Source organism: Paenibacillus sp. NPDC056579 (assembly GCF_042793215.1).
Classification (GTDB): domain Bacteria; phylum Bacillota; class Bacilli; order Paenibacillales; family NBRC-103111; genus Paenibacillus_S.
Map to the genome: position 1 here is coordinate 1 of NZ_JBHTVD010000008.1, position 16691 is coordinate 16691.

Consider the following 16691-nt stretch of genomic DNA (forward strand, 5'->3'; position numbering starts at 1 on the left):
ATAACAGAGCTTGTCTTAAGCTCAAAATTCAATGCTAGCGAGAATTTGCATTCTCTATTTAACACTCACTCGTTGTTCAGTTTTCAAAGGACAATGCTCTGACAAAATCAATTCTTATTATTCCGATTTTCTTTTGTCATTTTGTGCCGCCTTGTTTAGCGGCGACTTTTATAATATAACACATTCGCCTACTCAATTGCAAGTGTTTTTTTTATTTTCTTTTTTGCTGTTCGAAATAAAAAAACCTTCGTGCAAAAGCAGCGAAGATTAATTTATCACAAATGGATCATAAGAGTCAAGCGAAAAGTCATTTTTAATTCAGAAAGGAAGTTCGCTTTCTTATTTTTCAATTACATCTTGTATGTAAAGGCTTCGTTCCATCGTCAAATTAATGATTTGCCCGTTAATATTCACCCAAGGACGGGTTGGGTGAGTCCTGTCGGAAAATACGATCTCGCCAATCCGGTTGTCATTTAACTTCACCAGTACCCCGTTATGGAATTGGGTTACTTTTTGTATAAACGTCTGCACGAGTGCAGGATCCAGCTTGCCAAACGACTCATTAAATAATTGATCAAGAACGAGATAAGGGGAAGAGCCCTTCTTATGGTACCTGTCTGATGTCATGGCGTGGAATATGTCCGTAATGGCAATGATTTTGGAATAAAGGTGAATTTGATCGCCTTTCACTCCGATCGGGTATCCGGATCCGTCTTCGCGTTCGTGATGCTGCAGTGCGGCCAGCTTAACGCCTTCGTTAATAGCGGTCACGTTTTTTAGCAGGTTGTAGCCGATAATCGTATGCTTCTTCATATCCTCGATCTCTTCGGACGTAAGCTTATTGGGTTTGAACAAGATGCTGGAATCGACCTTGGCGTTACCAATGTCATGAAGAAGGCCGGCCAAAGCAATCGGCATCAAATCTTTGCCGGGCAGACCATGCCACTTGGCCAAATTGTATGAAGTCAGACTCACCATGATACTGTTGTGGTAAATATAGTCCTGAAGCTGAAACATCCGGGGAGTGAAGGTAAGGATGCGATAATAATCAATGTGCTGTATGAGAGCTTCCAGCTGGGTCCGAATCTCCAGAATCGGAGGGTTCTGGCCGCTGACAGAGGTATATACTTTCTTAAGCAAGACTAGCATTTTATTGTATTCCGTAATAAAAGGAGGTACGACGCTTACTGCTTCTTCAGCAGCGGCTTCCTTGACCGTCTCTTGCTCGCTGGCTTTCGATTCGATCGAAACCGATGGAATCAGAAAAGCCTTTAATATCTCAATATCTTTGTCCGTTACGATTTTCCCTTTGTAAAAGAGAATGCTGCCTCGCTTGGTCAGCACGTTTTCTATCATCTTTTCGCCGGGCTTAAGCTGGGATACGGAAACAGTCGCCATGGAACGTCCACCTTACTTTCTATCATGTCAGTCCTATTTTAAACGAAAAGGAATGGGGATGTAAGCCCCATTCCTTAAATCAAAAGAAATTAATATTTGATCGCGCTATTCATTGCTTTCCTCAGAACCGCTCTCTTCGGCGTCAAGCTCCTGACCTTCCAATTCTTCGGCCTCATCGCTTTTCTCCACGCGGGAAACGGTTGCCACCTCATCCTCGTCGCGAATATTGATCAGCTTCACGCCCTGCGTATTGCGGCCCATCATCGAAATACCCGACATGCTTGTGCGAATAATCGTCCCGAGTGCCGTAATGATCATCAGATCCTCATCTTCTCTTACGATCTTCAAACCGACTACATGGCCGTTTTTCGAAGTGACATTGAGCGTCTTGATCCCTTTACCGCCCCTGGACTGCTGTCTGTACTCGGCGACAGGCGTTCTCTTGCCGAAGCCTTTGGACGTTACGATCAGAACGCTGTTGTTCTCATCTACGACGTCCATATCGATAACGGCATCGTCCTCGCCGATCGTGATCCCTTTGACCCCGGTAGCCGAACGTCCCATAGGACGAACTTCTTGCTCTGGGAAGTGGATGGAGATCCCTTCTCTGGTTCCCATAATGATCGTTTGGTTGCCGTCGGTCAGCTTCACACCGATCAAATCGTCGTCTTCACGAAGGGTGATCGCGATAAGACCGCCTTTACGGATGTTGCCGTAATCGTTCAGAGGCGTCTTCTTCACCAGACCGTTCTTCGTTGCGAAGAACAAATACTGTTCGGACTCGAAGCCTTCTACAGGGATAACCGCGTTGATGGTCTCGCCTTGCTCGATCTGAAGCAGGTTAATAATCGGAGTTCCGCGTGCCGTACGGCTAAGATCCGGAATCTCGTAAGCCTTCAGGCGGTACACCTTGCCTTTGTTCGTAAAGAACAAGAGGAAGTGGTGCGTATTCGTCACGAACAGATGTTCTACGAAGTCATTATCCTTCGTATCCATGCCTATGACGCCTTTGCCGCCCCGCTTCTGGCTGCGGTATGTCGTAACCGGCAGTCGTTTGACATAACCGGTATGAGTGATTGTAATGATAACATCTTCTTGAGGAATCAAGTCCTCGTCCTCGATGCTGTCTCCGCCGAACGTAATTTCGGAGCGGCGCTCGTCGCCGAATTTCTCTTTAATTTCTTTGAGCTCATCGCTAATAATAGCCAATACCAGCTTCTCATCAGCCAGAATCGCTTTGTATTCGGCGATTTTCTTCAGCAGCTCGGCATACTCGGCTTCGATCTTCTCGCGTTCCAAACCGGTTAGACGCTGCAGACGCATGTCTAAGATCGCTTGCGCCTGGTCGAAGCTCAAGGAGAATTGGCTCATCAAGCCGTCGCGAGCTTCCTCCGTCGTCTGGGATGCCCGAATTAATGCGATGACTTCATCCAAATGGTCCAAAGCGATGCGCAAGCCTTCCAAGATGTGAGCGCGCGCTTCCGCTTTACGCAGGTCAAACTCGGTACGACGGCGGATGACATCCTTCTGATGCTCCAGGTAATGGTGCAGCATGTCTTTCAGGTTGAGCACCCTAGGCTCGCCGTTAACAAGCGCCAGCATAATGATACCGAAATTCGATTGCAGAGCCGTATGCTTGAACAAATTGTTCAGCACGACATTCGGATTGACGTCACGGCGAAGCTCGATAACGATACGCATCCCGTTACGGTCGGATTCATCCCGCAGATCGGTGATGCCGTCGATTTTTTTCTCACGAACCAGCTCCGCAATTTTCTCGATCAAACGAGCTTTAATGACCTGATAAGGCAGCTCATGAACGATAATGCGGGCTTTATTATTGTTTTCTTCAATGGTCGTCTTCGCTCTCATCGTAACCGAGCCGCGACCGGTGCTGTAGGCTTGCTTAATGCCTTCTCGTCCCAAAATATAGCCGCCGGTTGGGAAGTCCGGGCCTTTGATCGACTGCATTAACTCCAACGGAGTAATGTCAGGGTTCTCAATCAGCTGTTGGACCCCATCTATGACTTCCGTCAAGTTGTGGGGAGGAATGTTCGTTGCCATCCCTACGGCAATACCTGAGCTTCCGTTCACCAGCAAGTTAGGAAAACGAGCTGGCAAGACAGCCGGCTCATGTTCTTCGCCGTCGTAGTTCGGAACGAAATCGATCGTCTCTTTGTTGATATCGCGAAGCATTTCCATCGCGATTTTGGACAAACGAGCCTCGGTATAACGCATAGCCGCGGCAAAGTCGCCGTCGATAGACCCGAAGTTCCCGTGTCCATCCACCAGCATATAACGCAATGAGAAATCCTGCGCCATCCGCACCATGGTTCCATAAACGGAAGCATCGCCGTGAGGATGGTATTTACCGATAACTTCACCGACGATTCTCGCCGATTTCTTGTATGGTTTGTCCGGTGACATTCCTAGCTCGGACATCGCAAACAAAACACGGCGGTGCACCGGCTTAAGGCCGTCTCTGACATCCGGCAAAGCACGGCTTACGATGATGCTCATCGCATAATCGATAAAGGAGGTTCGCATTTCCGAACCGATATCGATATCTTTAATTTGAGAACGTTGTTCTTCGGACATGTTGACCTCCTAAAGGCTAGCAAAGACTGCTTCGCAGGCTGCCGCATAACGGTTCGACCGCCGCTTTGTCCTGCTTGATCATCTGCTTTTCGCTGTAAACTCGAAATCGGTAAGAATTCTATGAATGATTCCGATGATATTTTCAGAAGAACGATATAGGGGTAAGGACCCATAGAAAGGCTGAACCGTCCGATCGGCAGAAAGGACGGTATCAGCCGTTAACAATGCGTAAGGATGATCTGCAACATTAGCTAGAATTAATAATCCAGGTTTTTTACGAATTTGGCATGCTGCTGTATAAAATCTCTCCGCGGCTCGACATTCTCGCCCATGAGAGTATCAAAAATGGCATCCGCTTCGATAGCATCCTGGATACTCACTTGGAGCAGTGTACGGCTTTCAGGATCCATCGTCGTCTCCCACAGCTGTTCCGGGTTCATCTCTCCAAGACCTTTATAACGCTGAATGTTGACCTTGCTGCCTTCCCCGAACTCCTGCATGATAATCTCACGCTGCTTGTCGTTATAGGCATAGCGGATCGTCTTGTTGCGCTCCAGCTTGTAGAGCGGCGGCTGAGCAATATAAATATATCCCGCATCCAGCAGCTTGCGCATGTAGCGGTAGAAGAAGGTCAGCAGAAGCGTCCGGATATGCGCGCCGTCGACGTCCGCATCGGTCATAATGATTACCTTATGGTAACGCGCTTTGGCAATATCGAAATCGTCGCCGATCCCTGTACCGAGCGCCGTAATCATGGCCCGGATCTCGGAGTCGGACAAAATACGGTCGAGCCTTGCTTTCTCGACGTTCAAAATTTTACCGCGCAAAGGCAAAATCGCCTGGAAGTGACGGTCGCGTCCTTGTTTGGCCGAACCGCCCGCTGAGTCACCCTCAACGATGTAAATTTCACTGATCGACGCATCCTTGGAGGAGCAGTCCGCCAGCTTGCCCGGCAGGGCACTGACTTCCAGCGCACTCTTGCGCCGAGTCAGCTCGCGAGCTTTGCGTGCCGCTTCGCGGGCGCGGGCAGCCTGAATGCCTTTCTCGATAATCTTTTTGGCCACCACCGGATTCTCATCGAGAAACTCCATCAGCTTCTCGGAGAACAGCGATTCGACGATACCGCGAACCTCGCTGTTTCCAAGCTTCGTCTTCGTTTGCCCTTCGAACTGCGGCTCCGGAATTTTCACGGAAATGATAGCGACCAAGCCTTCGCGCACATCATCCCCTGAAAGGTTCGAGTTGCTGTCCTTAATGACATTATATTTACGGGCATAATCGTTCAAGATCCGCGTCAATGCGCTCTTGAAGCCCGATTCGTGAGTTCCGCCTTCATGCGTGTTGATGTTGTTCGCGAACGAATGGATGTTCTCCGTATAGCTGTCGTTATACTGCAGCGCAATTTCAACCTGAATGAAGTCTTTGGAGCCTTCCGTGTAGATCGGCTCATGGATAGCTTCGCGGTTGCGGTTCAAATATTCGACAAAGGAAATGATCCCGCCCTCGTACTTGAACGTTTGCGATACGTTGCTCCGTTCGTCTGTCAGGGAAATTTCGATGCCTTTATTCAAAAACGCCAGCTCCCGGATCCGGGACTGCAGCGTATCGAAGTCGTATTCCGTTGTTTCCGTGAAAATCTCTTCGTCCGGCCAGAATGTAATTTCCGTTCCTGTCAGCTCGGTTTCCCCGATCACCTTCAGATCGTACTGCGGAACGCCACGCTGGTACTCCTGCAGATGGACTTGGCCTTTGTACTTGACTTGCACGACCAGCTTCTTGGAGAGAGCGTTCACAACGGACACACCGACCCCGTGCAGACCGCCGGATACCTTATAGCCTTCACCGCCGAATTTACCGCCGGCATGCAATACCGTCAATACGACTTCCAGCGTAGAACGCTTCATCTGCGGATGTTCCCCTACAGGGATACCGCGACCGTTATCCGTAACGGTAATGCTGTTATCCGTATGGACCGTAACATCAATTTTCGTACAATATCCGGCCAAAGCTTCGTCAATACTGTTATCGACAACCTCCCACACCAGGTGATGAAGGCCTCTTCCGCTGGTGGAGCCGATATACATCCCCGGACGTTTCCGTACGGCCTCTAGCCCTTCCAGTACCTGTATCTGACTTTCATCATACGTGTTTTGATTCACAGACATGTTGACACCCACTTTTCCAAGGTAAAATCTAGTTTGTTAACAGATGATGCGCCCGTTTCTTCAAAGTCATGGAGGAAATCGGCGAGTAATACACTTTGGACTGCGTGACCACAAGCGACTTGCTTTCTTCCTCTCCGATTACTTCGACCTTCTTCTCTTTGAGTGCGTAGCTTATGAATTGCTTGGATATTTTTGAAGATTTTTCGATGGATAGGTCAAATATAGCAACGAGCTCGGATGCACGAATAATTTTTTCTCCGCCTAAATGGATGAACATGGCCGGGTCATCTCCTTACAAGGTGAGACTATCTATGTTAAGCTTCCGTTCCGTACATGAATGACAGAAGCGCTGTCGAGCTTGGCTAAATCTATGCTTTCAATCCCGGTCGTTGTTATGAACGTTTGAACCTTGTTCTGGAACGTCTCGATAAGCTGCGTCTGCCGAAACCGGTCCAGCTCTGACAGAACGTCGTCCAGCAGCAGGATCGGATATTCCCCGACTTCCTCGCGGATTAATTCGATTTCTGCCAGCTTCAAAGAGAGTGCGGTCGTCCTCTGCTGCCCCTGCGAACCGAACGTTTGCACTTCCTTATCGTTGATATAAAACAACAAATCGTCCCGATGCGGACCGACGAGCGTCACGCCGCGCCGCAATTCCTGTTCTTTCACCTGTGATAACTTTATCATAAATTGGTCAAATAAAACAGTTTCATCTTCCAAAACCGCCGAATCGAACGAGGTAGAGTAGGCGATACGCACCTGCTCGTTCCCGCCCGTAATGCCCAGATGGATCTTCTCCGCCCAGGCTTGCAGCTTCTTTATAAAGCTTTGACGTTTTTTAATAATTTTAATACCAAAAGTCGCCAATTGTTCGTTCCATACGTCCAGCATGCTTGCTTTGGTGTCCCTCGCGGCGAACAGCTGCTTTAAATAATTGTTTCGCTGGGCCAAAATTTTCTGGTATTGCGACAAGTCGTACAAATAGGCGGGATGGACTTGGCCGATCTCCATATCCAAAAACCGGCGGCGTACCGAAGGGGAGCCCTTAACAATTTCGAGATCTTCCGGAGCGAACATGACCACATTCAGGGAGCCGATGAAATTACTCAGTTTTTTTTGCTCCAGGCCGTTGATCTTCGCCTTTTTCCCTTGCTGGGCGATGGTCAGATCGAGCTGGACCGTGCCGTATTTTTTCTCCACTTCTCCGTGCAGCAGCGCGTGGGGAGCATTCCATTGGATAAGCTCCTTGTCCTGGTGGGTCCTATGCGATTTGGTTAAGGCCATAACAAAGATGGATTCCAACAAATTCGTTTTTCCTTGTGCGTTGGGACCCACGATAATGTTCACCATATGGCCGGTTTCAAAATACACTTCGTCATAGTTGCGGTAATGCTGTAATGACAGCTTTTTCAGTTGCAAACCATTTCCTCCTACAGGCTTATGCCGGGTGCATAGCCGCTACGAAACATCCTAACTGCGTACGACCTGGAATTCACCGCAGCCCTCGACGCGAATGCGGTCGTTGTGGACAAGTTTTTTGCCGCGGCGGTTTTCCGGCTCGCCATTCACATAAATTTCCGCTTCCTGCAAAAAACTTTTGGCTTGTCCACCTGTGGATATACAATCCGCGAGCTTCAGAAACTGCCCCAAAGTAATATACTCCGTGTGGATAGAAATCATCTTCATATGACCTACATGCTCCTTTGCGTAAAACTATTGACGCCGATCAGCTCGTTGTCCGATACGGCAAAATAAGCTGCAGCAGGCTCGACGTTTCTTCCGGACGAATGATGATAGGCTGCATTGCGCCGGTGAAGCACATGCGGATCAAGTCGCTGTCCATCACTTTGAGCGCATCGAGCATATATTTGGAGTTGAACGAAATGCGCAGCAGCTCTCCGGTAAGCGTTGTGACATCCAACTGCTCCGTTACTTTTCCGAGCTCGGAGGAGCTGGACGAAATTTCGATCGTATGATCCTCGCGCATCACCAATTTAACGATATTCGTCTTCTCTTCCCGCGACAGCAAATAAGCACGGTCAATCGCTTCGGCCAGCTGCTGGGCGTTAATAACGAGCTCGGTTTGGAACGATTGCGGGATGAGTTTGGAAGTATCCGGATACGTTCCGTCCAGGATGCGCGTATAGAACAGAATCGAGCTGAGCTTAAACAGCACCTGGTTTTCGGCAAAAATAATGTCGATCAGCGTATTTTGATCCGGCAAAATTTTGGATAACTCGTTCAACGTCTTACCGGAAATGGACACATTGTTCAGCTGGAAGTCGGCATCGACCTCAATGTTCGTTTCTCTGCTGCCCAAGCGGTGTCGGTCACAGGCGGTAAATTTCAGCGTACGATCGGCGATCGTCCACAAAATTCCCGTCAATATAGGAGTCGATTCATTGGTGGAAACGGCGAAAGACGTTTGTTTGATCATCGTCTTCAACAGATCGCTCGGCATTTGAATTTTACGGTTCTCTTCAATGCTTGGAAGCGTAGGATATTCCTCCGGATCCAGTCCGACCAGCTGAATTTCCGAGGAACCGGAACGAATGGTCGTTTGGAAATGATCCTTCACTTCGATTTCAACGACTTGTGCCGGCAGCTTACGAACAATTTCGACAAAAAATTTGGAAGAGAGAACAACGCTACCCGGGCGCTCCAGCTCGATGATATTCAATTCGTTTTTTTCAATGGGAATAAAGCTTTGGATCGATATGTCCGTATCGCTAGCCGTCAAAGTCATGCCCGTAGCGTCGGCGTCTATTTTAATCCCGCTCAAAATAGGGATGGTAGTCTTGTTGGAAATGGCTTTGGATACGTGTTGTATGGATTCGTTCAGATGCTCTTTCAGGATCGTTAACTTCATATTGTCACTCCTAGGATACGAAAATAGGGAGATGCCGAATACATCTATAATACCATGTTTTTATTTAGTAATAGTAGTAGGGGCACTGGATATGTGGATATGTGAGCAAAAGTCTCAAAACGAAAGCCTATCCACATGTGAATAGTTTGTGCATAGGCTTATAGTTATACAGAAACGAAAAGCCACTTAAAAAGACGCGGAATCTCCTTAGAAGCCTCATCCGGCGCAAGCAGCTTTTCTTTACCACATAAAAATGTATATAGTTTTACGAGTACTAGACGGTAATATTCTTTACTTTCTCCATCAGGTTCTGAATGATCTTGTACAGCTCCTGATCGTTCTTGAGCGCTTCCGATATTTTCTCATGCGCATGGATAACGGTCGTATGGTCGCGCCCGCCAAACGCTTCGCCGATTTTGGGCAATGAAAAATCGGTCATTTCCCGAGCCAAATACATCGCGATTTGCCGTGGATAAGCCACCATTTTCGTCCGCTTGCGAGCCTTGAAATCCTCAAGCTTCAACCCGTAAAATTCCCCGACCTTTTGCTGAATATCCTGGATCGTTATCACCTTCGGCCGGCTGCTCGGAATAATATCCTTCAGCGCTTCGGCAGCCAAATGGGATGTAATGTCCTCATTGATCAAGGAAGAGTAAGCGACGACCCGGATTAATGCGCCCTCCAGCTCCCGGATGTTCGTATCGATCTGATGGGCTATGTATACCATGGCCTCATTAGGGATTTCCAGGTTGTCTGCTTTCGCCTTTTTCCGCAAAATCGCAATCCGCGTCTCCAGATCCGGCGGCTGAATGTCCGTCTGCAGTCCCCATTCGAAACGGGAGCGAAGACGTTCCTCTAGCGTAGGGATTTCCTTCGGCGGCCGGTCGCTCGAAATAATGATTTGCTTGCGCTCTTCGTGCAGCGCGTTGAACGTGTGGAAAAATTCTTCCTGCGTTTGTTCTTTTCCGGCAAGAAACTGAATATCATCTATAAGCAGCACGTCAATGTTCCGGTACTTGTTGCGGAAGCTTTCGCCGCGGTTGTCGCGGATGGCGTTGATGAATTCGTTCGTAAATTTTTCGGACGAGATATACAGCACTTTGGCGCTCGGATTGTGCTCCAGCACGTAATGGCCGATCGCATGCATCAAGTGGGTCTTGCCCAGTCCTACTCCACCATATAAAAACAACGGATTATAAGCCTTCGCCGGCGCTTCGGCCACAGCAAGAGAAGCCGCATGAGCAAAACGATTCCCGGATCCGATGACAAACGTGTCGAACGTATACTTGGGATTCATCATGTGACTGAACGTTTCTTCTGGGACGGCCGCTGGGGCTTTCGCTGGAATGTTCGGCGGGGAGGAGGGAGTGCCGGCTGCTTTGTCTTCGTCGGATTCAATAACGAATTTCACTTCCGCCGGTTTTCCAATGTAATCGAAAATCGTATCCTTGATCAGCTTGGTATAACGGTTTTCCAGCCATTCTCTGGCGAAATTGTTCGGTGCGCAGATAACGACTTTGGATTCATTGAAAACAACGGCTCTTGTGGATGTAAACCAAGTTTCATAGCTTGGCTTACTAAGCCTTGTTTGAATAATGGAAAGTACCTGCTGCCATTGCTCGTTTGGATGGCTTTCCACAATGTATTCACTCCTTCAAAAAAATAACCAATGTGGCTTAAGCCATACGGATGTAGAAAAAATGCGGGATGTGTCGCAAAATATCCACATCATTCAGATGATGAGGATTATTGTTATACAGAGGGTCTGAAAATTGTTCACAAAGATATCCACAGGCTGTTGATAAAATAGTTGATAACCGTTCACTATCCACAGGATAAGCATAATCATAATAACAAAATATAACCTGATTTACAATGGATTGTTTCGATTTATCCACATATTCAAGAAGTTGTGTGTAAATATTATCAACAACACAAGATATTGTTTATAAGCTGTTACTATTTCGACAAAACCTGAGGATAGTCGATATTTTTTATTCACAGGGCACTTTTTGGCGATCTATCCACAACTCCGCTGTCAAAACTTTGTAGCTTTTCTCAAGTTGACTTTTGGGCTGTAAGATGGTTTAATGTTATAAGGTATTTTGGGAAGGGAATTTCCTCGAGGAGGTGCAATGATAAATGAGACCGACATACAAACCGAATGTTCGTAAGCATAAGAAAGTTCACGGCTTCCGTAAGAGAATGAGTACGAAAAATGGTCGTAAAGTACTGGCTGCTCGTCGACTAAAAGGAAGAAAAGTATTGAGCGCATAAACGAGAGACCACTGACAGGTGGTCTTTTTTGTTGTGCACGAACGGATGATCCTCTGAATGGCGGGTACAGCTTCCGAGGGGTGCTTCGCTTTCGGGGGATTTTGTATTTTTATGGCTCATTTTTAGTTTAAAACGGCCGGTTTTGGCGTAGGCTAGTATTGTTTTGGCATACGGATCGGGCTGAAAAAGATGGAGAGTTCACTCGTGGAAAAGAAAAATCGGTTGACGAAAAGAGAATATTTCGACAAAGTGTACCGCGGCGGCAAATCGATGGCTAACCACCAGTTTGTACTATATTATTACAGCCGTCCGCAGCAGGAATCTTTTCGACTGGGCATTTCGGTCAGCAAAAAGCTCGGCAATGCCGTAGTCCGCAACCGGATCCGCAGAGTCGTCAAAGAAATTGTTCGGCTGAATGCGAATAAGATTTCCGGCGGACTCGACCTCATTTTGATAGCGCGCAAGCCGGTTGTCGGGTTATCCTATCAGGAAACGGAAAAAAGCATCCTCCATGTGATGAAGAGAGCGTCCGTTTTGGTGCGAAAATAACGGCGACTCCATTTCTTTTTTACCAGGAGATATGATATAGTTTATTATTGGAAAAGATAAAATAGGAGGATATTATTTTGACTCGTCGACTTGCAACCTATTTGCCGCTTACATTCCTGCTCTTACTCCTCGCAGGCTGTGCACCGGCGACGGCTCCCATCGACCCGAATAACGGTGTTTGGGACAAGTATTTTGTCGGCCCATTAGCTCAGGTGCTGGATTGGTTCGCATCCATACTATGGGGACAATACGGATTATCGATTTTGGTCGTAACGGTTATTATCCGATTCATTATATTGCCTCTTACGCTGAAGCAGTACAAGAGCTCGAAGCGTATGCAGGAATTGCAGCCGGAAATGAAAAAAATCAAAGATAAGTATAAGGACGATCCGAAGAAGCAGCAGGAAGAGACCATGAAGCTGTTCCAAAGCAACGGGGTTAACCCGCTGGCAGGATGTTTTCCGTTGATTGTCCAAATGCCAATCTTGATTGCTCTATATAATGCGATTATGCGTAATCACCACATCAATGAACACTCCTTCTTATGGATGCAGCTCGGAACGAAGGACCCGTATTACATTTTACCGCTCCTTGCGGCGTTGACCACATATCTGCAGCAGAAGATGATGAAGACGCAGATGAACCCGCAAATGCAAAGCCTGATGTTTATTTTCCCTGTTATGATTTTCGTTATGGCAATGAACTTTGCTTCAGCCTTGCCGTTATACTGGGTATACAGCAACGTCTTTACGATCGTTCAATCCTATTTTATTTATGGTGGATCTGATAATAAGGTGGGCCAGTCGAAATGAAAAAAATAGTGGTTACGGGTAAATCGATTGAGGAAGCCGTCAAGAATGGACTTCAGCAATGGAATACCACGGAGGATCGGGTAAAAATAGTAGTGTTGGAGCAGCCCTCTAAAGGGCTGTTCGGTCTAATCGGCGCCAAGGATGCGAAAGTGGAATTGGAGCTGATTCCCGATGCTGTTGAAGAAGCCATTCATTTTTTACAAGAAGTATTTCAAACCATGAGCTTGCAGGTTCGTATAGAGAAGAAGTCGACGAAAGAAGGGCTGGAGCTGCATCTGTTCGGCTCGGAGCTCGGAATGCTCATTGGGCGCAGAGGGCAAACGTTGGATGCGCTTCAATACCTGGTCAACATTGTGGCGAACCGTTATTCCACTTCGCATATGCGTATCGTGTTGGATGCCGAGCAATTTCGCGAGCGCCGCAAAAAAACGTTGGAGGATCTCGCCGCCCGGTTGGCGGAGCGGGTGATCCGCACGAAGAAGGAAGTCGTACTGGAGCCAATGTCGCCCCAAGAGCGCAAGGTGATTCATGCCAAGCTGCAGGATCATCCGAAGGTTCGCACCTTCAGCAGAGGCGAGGAGCCGAATCGAAGAGTCGTTATTTTGTCCAGATAAATTGTCGCTGCAATGATGTCATGTTATGACTCATTGCTTTTTTTAAACCATATTTTTTTCTCGGGTGAGGAGATGGAAAGGTAGGACACAGCTATGATTCAGGATACTATTGCGGCTATTTCCACTCCGCTAGGCGAAGGAGGAATTGCCGTCGTTAGGATTAGCGGTGACCAGGCGGTCGCTGCTGCGGATCGCGTCTTTTTCGGCAAGACCCCATTGGCCGAGGTACCGACGCATACGGTTCACTATGGATTCGTGAAAGATCCCTCCACTATGGCGCGTATAGATGAAGTATTGGTTACGGTGATGCGAGCTCCGCGGTCCTTCACAATGGAGGATGTGGTGGAGATCAGCTGTCACGGCGGATTCATTCCGGTGAAAAAAGTGCTCGATCTGCTGCTCGAGCACGATGTACGCTTGGCCGAGCCGGGCGAATTCACGAAACGGGCGTTCCTGAACGGACGGATCGACTTGTCCCAGGCGGAGGCGGTTATCGATTTGATCCGCGCCAAGTCGGATCGGGCGTTTCGCGTGGCGATGAAGCAGTCCGAGGGCACCTTGTCGAAAAGGATCAAAGCGCTGCGCCACGATCTGGTTGAATTGATGGCTCACATCGAGGTGAACATCGATTATCCGGAGCATGACGTTGAGGAAATGACGAATGCTTTCATTAAAGAGAAATGCTCGCTCGCCATGGGACAGATTGATGAGCTGCTGAACACGGCGCGGCAGGGGAAAATTTTGCGCGAAGGCATTGTGACGGCGATTGTCGGTAAGCCGAATGTGGGCAAATCTTCTCTATTAAATACGTTGGCGCAGGAGAACCGGGCCATCGTAACCGATATCCCTGGTACGACCCGGGATGTGATCGAGGAGTACGTGAATGTGAACGGCATTCCGCTCAAGCTGCTGGATACAGCGGGCATCCGGGAAACCTCGGATATTGTCGAGCAGATCGGTGTGGAAAAATCGCGAAGTGCGCTGGCGGATGCCGATTTGATCCTGCTCGTGTTCAACGGGGCGGAAGCGCTGCTGGATGATGAGCTGCGATTGATTGAGCAATTGAAAGAGAAGCAGACGATCGTCATCGTGAATAAACTGGATTTGCCGCAGCAAATCGAAATGGATGTGCTGACGAGTCATTTTTCACCGGAGCGGGTGGTAAAAATGTCGCTGCTCGAGCAGCAGGGCATTACGGACTTGGAAAAAGCTATCGCTAGCATTTTCTTCAGCGGTCAGGTAGAATCAAGTGACCTGACTTATGTGAGCAATGTGCGACACATTTCTTTGCTGAAAAAGGCGATGGGCTCCCTAGAGGAAGCCTACAGCGCTACGGAGGCGTTCGTTCCGATCGATATGGTACAGATCGATATCCGGAATGCGTGGGAGCAGCTTGGCGAAATTATCGGAGATTCGGTCGGGGATTCGTTGATAGATCAAATTTTCTCCCAATTTTGTTTGGGTAAATAATATATTTTCTTGATTCACTTTATGATTCCATTATTATAGGAGGTAATGCGAAATGAGCTACATTGCTGGACAATATGATGTCATTGTCGTCGGCGCCGGCCATGCAGGCAGTGAAGCGGCGCTTGCCGCGGCACGTATGGGCTGTGAAACGCTGATGATCACGATTAATCTGGATATGATCGCCTTCATGCCATGTAACCCATCGATCGGCGGACCTGCCAAAGGCCACGTCGTACGCGAGATCGATGCACTGGGCGGAGAGATGGGGCGCAATATCGACAAAACGTACATTCAAATGAGGATGCTGAACACAGGGAAAGGGCCCGCCGTTCACGCGCTGCGCGCACAAGCGGATAAATTTCTTTATCAGCATATGATGAAGGAAACGATGGAAAAAGAGGAAAAGCTCACTTTGCGTCAGGGGATGGTAGAGGAGCTTATCGTTGAGGACGGCGTCTGCAAAGGGGTCGTTACAAAAACGGGCGCCCGCTATATGGCGGATGCCGTCGTTATTACAACGGGTACGTACTTGCGCGGTAAAATCATCATGGGCGAGCTGATGTATGAGAGCGGACCGAACAACCAGCAGCCTGCGGTGAAGCTGTCGCAATCGTTGAAGGACAACGGGCTCGAGCTCGTTCGTTTCAAGACGGGTACGCCTCCGCGCGTGCACAAGGATACGATTGATTTCAGCAAAACGACGATTCAACCGGGTGACGAGAAGCCGAAGTTTTTCTCCTTCGAGACGACGGAGGAGGTTCCGAATCAACTGCCATGCTGGCTGACATACACATCGGAAGACACGCACAAAATCATTAACGACAACCTGCACCGCGCTCCAATGTTCTCCGGCGCTATTGAAGGAACCGGACCGCGTTATTGTCCTTCTATTGAAGACAAAATCGTCCGCTTCAGCGATAAGCCGAAGCATCAAATTTTCCTCGAGCCGGAAGGCCGCAATACGTCGGAATATTATGTGCAAGGCTTGTCGACCAGTATGCCGGAGGATGTGCAGCTGAGCATTTTGCGTTCGATTCCGGGTCTGGAGAAAGTAGAGATGATGAGAACCGGTTACGCTATCGAGTACGATGCGGTGATTCCGACTCAGCTGAAGCCGTCTCTGGAAACGAAGGTAGTCGAACGTCTGTTTACGGCGGGACAAATTAACGGTACTTCCGGTTACGAAGAAGCGGCAGGTCAAGGCATCATGGCTGGCATTAATGCCGCTCGCAAGGTTCAAGGTAAGGAAGCTGTGATTTTGGATCGTTCGGAAGGCTACATTGGCGTGTTGATCGATGACCTGGTTACGAAAGGTACGAATGAGCCGTATCGTTTGCTTACTTCTCGTGCAGAGTACCGTCTGCTGCTGAGACATGATAATGCGGACCAACGATTGACGCCTATCGGCTACGAAATCGGCTTGATCAAAGAAGACCGTTATCAAAGATTTATGCTTAAGAAGCAGCTGATCGCCGAAGAGCTGGAGCGTCTGAAAACAACGAAGGTCAAACCGGTGGAGGTTCAAGAGCTTTTGGCCTCATTGGGAAGTGCAGAGCTCAACAATTCGGTCGATTTGATCACGCTGCTTCGCCGTCCTGAGGTGTCGTATGCGGACATTGCTTCCATTTCGCCGTCTCCGCTCCATTTAACGGATGAAATGATGGAGCAGGTCGAAATTCAAATCAAATATACCGGCTATATCGAGAAACAGTTGGCCCAAGTAGACCGTCTGCGCAAGATGGAGAAAAAGAAAATTCCTGACGATATCGTATACGAAGATGTACACGGTATTGCAACGGAAGCGAAGCAAAAGCTCGCCAAAATCCGTCCGATCTCCATAGGCCAGGCATCGCGTATTTCCGGTGTCACTCCGGCGGATATTTCCATCCTGCTGGTTTACTTGGAGCAATATAATAAAGTGGTTGCAGCCAGAGGGTAA

At 48.3% G+C, this 16691-nt stretch carries 14 protein-coding genes; 6 read left to right on the forward strand and 8 right to left on the reverse strand.

What is annotated here, in order from left to right; genetic code table 11:
- Positions 1–339 precede the first annotated feature (339 nt).
- The 8 genes from ACFQ88_RS26745 to dnaA form a co-directional block, all read right to left on the reverse strand.
- Positions 340–1398, reverse strand: coding sequence for an HD-GYP domain-containing protein (locus tag ACFQ88_RS26745; protein ID WP_239630557.1), 1059 nt, complete (start codon positions 1396–1398; stop codon positions 340–342).
- Positions 1399–1503: 105 nt separating this feature from the next.
- Positions 1504–3996, reverse strand: coding sequence for a DNA gyrase subunit A (gyrA, locus tag ACFQ88_RS26750; protein ID WP_379458879.1), 2493 nt, complete (start codon positions 3994–3996; stop codon positions 1504–1506).
- 257 nt (positions 3997–4253) lie between these two features.
- Entirely contained in the window at positions 4254–6161 is a 1908-nt protein-coding gene (gyrB, locus tag ACFQ88_RS26755; protein WP_239630559.1) for a DNA topoisomerase (ATP-hydrolyzing) subunit B, read from the reverse strand.
- A gap of 28 nt (positions 6162–6189) precedes the next feature.
- On the reverse strand, positions 6190–6438 hold the full coding sequence (remB, locus tag ACFQ88_RS26760) for an extracellular matrix regulator RemB (RefSeq protein WP_028550666.1): 249 nt from the start codon (positions 6436–6438) through the stop codon (positions 6190–6192).
- Between the two features lie 32 nt (positions 6439–6470).
- Positions 6471–7580: a DNA replication/repair protein RecF gene (gene recF, locus ACFQ88_RS26765; protein ID WP_239630560.1), complete on the reverse strand. Its 1110-nt coding sequence runs from the start codon at positions 7578–7580 to the stop codon at positions 6471–6473.
- A 51-nt stretch (positions 7581–7631) separates the two neighbouring features.
- Positions 7632–7847, reverse strand: coding sequence for a S4 domain-containing protein YaaA (yaaA, locus tag ACFQ88_RS26770; RefSeq protein WP_239630561.1), 216 nt, complete (start codon positions 7845–7847; stop codon positions 7632–7634).
- 40 nt (positions 7848–7887) lie between these two features.
- Positions 7888–9030 (reverse strand): DNA polymerase III subunit beta, encoded by a 1143-nt coding sequence (dnaN, locus tag ACFQ88_RS26775; RefSeq protein WP_239630562.1) that lies wholly within the window; start codon positions 9028–9030, stop codon positions 7888–7890.
- A gap of 274 nt (positions 9031–9304) precedes the next feature.
- Positions 9305–10669 (reverse strand): chromosomal replication initiator protein DnaA, encoded by a 1365-nt coding sequence (gene dnaA / locus ACFQ88_RS26780; RefSeq protein ID WP_379458925.1) that lies wholly within the window; start codon positions 10667–10669, stop codon positions 9305–9307.
- Positions 10670–11172: 503 nt separating this feature from the next.
- Between dnaA and rpmH the strand changes: the two genes are divergently transcribed.
- From rpmH to mnmG, 6 genes are all read left to right on the forward strand, one after another.
- Complete coding sequence (gene rpmH / locus ACFQ88_RS26785) at positions 11173–11307, forward strand: 50S ribosomal protein L34 (RefSeq protein ID WP_028550661.1); 135 nt, start codon at positions 11173–11175, stop codon at positions 11305–11307.
- A 204-nt stretch (positions 11308–11511) separates the two neighbouring features.
- Positions 11512–11856 (forward strand): ribonuclease P protein component, encoded by a 345-nt coding sequence (gene rnpA / locus ACFQ88_RS26790; RefSeq protein WP_239630564.1) that lies wholly within the window; start codon positions 11512–11514, stop codon positions 11854–11856.
- A 77-nt stretch (positions 11857–11933) separates the two neighbouring features.
- Entirely contained in the window at positions 11934–12668 is a 735-nt protein-coding gene (gene yidC / locus ACFQ88_RS26795; RefSeq protein ID WP_239630565.1) for a membrane protein insertase YidC, read from the forward strand.
- Positions 12665–13282, forward strand: coding sequence for an RNA-binding cell elongation regulator Jag/EloR (jag, locus tag ACFQ88_RS26800; protein WP_239630566.1), 618 nt, complete (start codon positions 12665–12667; stop codon positions 13280–13282). Before yidC ends, jag begins: the two co-directional genes overlap by 4 nt.
- Positions 13283–13375: 93 nt before the next feature.
- Positions 13376–14752, forward strand: a complete 1377-nt coding sequence (gene mnmE, locus ACFQ88_RS26805; protein WP_239630567.1) for a tRNA uridine-5-carboxymethylaminomethyl(34) synthesis GTPase MnmE — start codon at positions 13376–13378, stop codon at positions 14750–14752.
- 52 nt (positions 14753–14804) lie between these two features.
- Positions 14805–16691, forward strand: a complete 1887-nt coding sequence (mnmG, locus tag ACFQ88_RS26810) for a tRNA uridine-5-carboxymethylaminomethyl(34) synthesis enzyme MnmG (protein ID WP_239630568.1) — start codon at positions 14805–14807, stop codon at positions 16689–16691.

Excerpts from the sequence above, each read along its gene's own strand:
- mnmE (WP_239630567.1), top strand. The coding sequence starts at position 13,376 with ATGATTCAGGATACTATTGCGGCTATTTCCACTCCGCTAGGCGAAGGA.
- yaaA (WP_239630561.1), bottom strand. The coding sequence starts at position 7,847 with ATGAAGATGATTTCTATCCACACGGAGTATATTACTTTGGGGCAGTTT.
- gyrA (WP_379458879.1), bottom strand. The coding sequence starts at position 3,996 with ATGTCCGAAGAACAACGTTCTCAAATTAAAGATATCGATATCGGTTCG.
- mnmG (WP_239630568.1), top strand. The coding sequence starts at position 14,805 with ATGAGCTACATTGCTGGACAATATGATGTCATTGTCGTCGGCGCCGGC.
- gyrB (WP_239630559.1), bottom strand. The coding sequence starts at position 6,161 with ATGTCTGTGAATCAAAACACGTATGATGAAAGTCAGATACAGGTACTG.
- rpmH (WP_028550661.1), top strand. The coding sequence starts at position 11,173 with ATGAGACCGACATACAAACCGAATGTTCGTAAGCATAAGAAAGTTCAC.
- dnaN (WP_239630562.1), bottom strand. The coding sequence starts at position 9,030 with ATGAAGTTAACGATCCTGAAAGAGCATCTGAACGAATCCATACAACAC.
- jag (WP_239630566.1), top strand. The coding sequence starts at position 12,665 with ATGAAAAAAATAGTGGTTACGGGTAAATCGATTGAGGAAGCCGTCAAG.
- remB (WP_028550666.1), bottom strand. The coding sequence starts at position 6,438 with ATGTTCATCCATTTAGGCGGAGAAAAAATTATTCGTGCATCCGAGCTC.
- ACFQ88_RS26745 (WP_239630557.1), bottom strand. The coding sequence starts at position 1,398 with ATGGCGACTGTTTCCGTATCCCAGCTTAAGCCCGGCGAAAAGATGATA.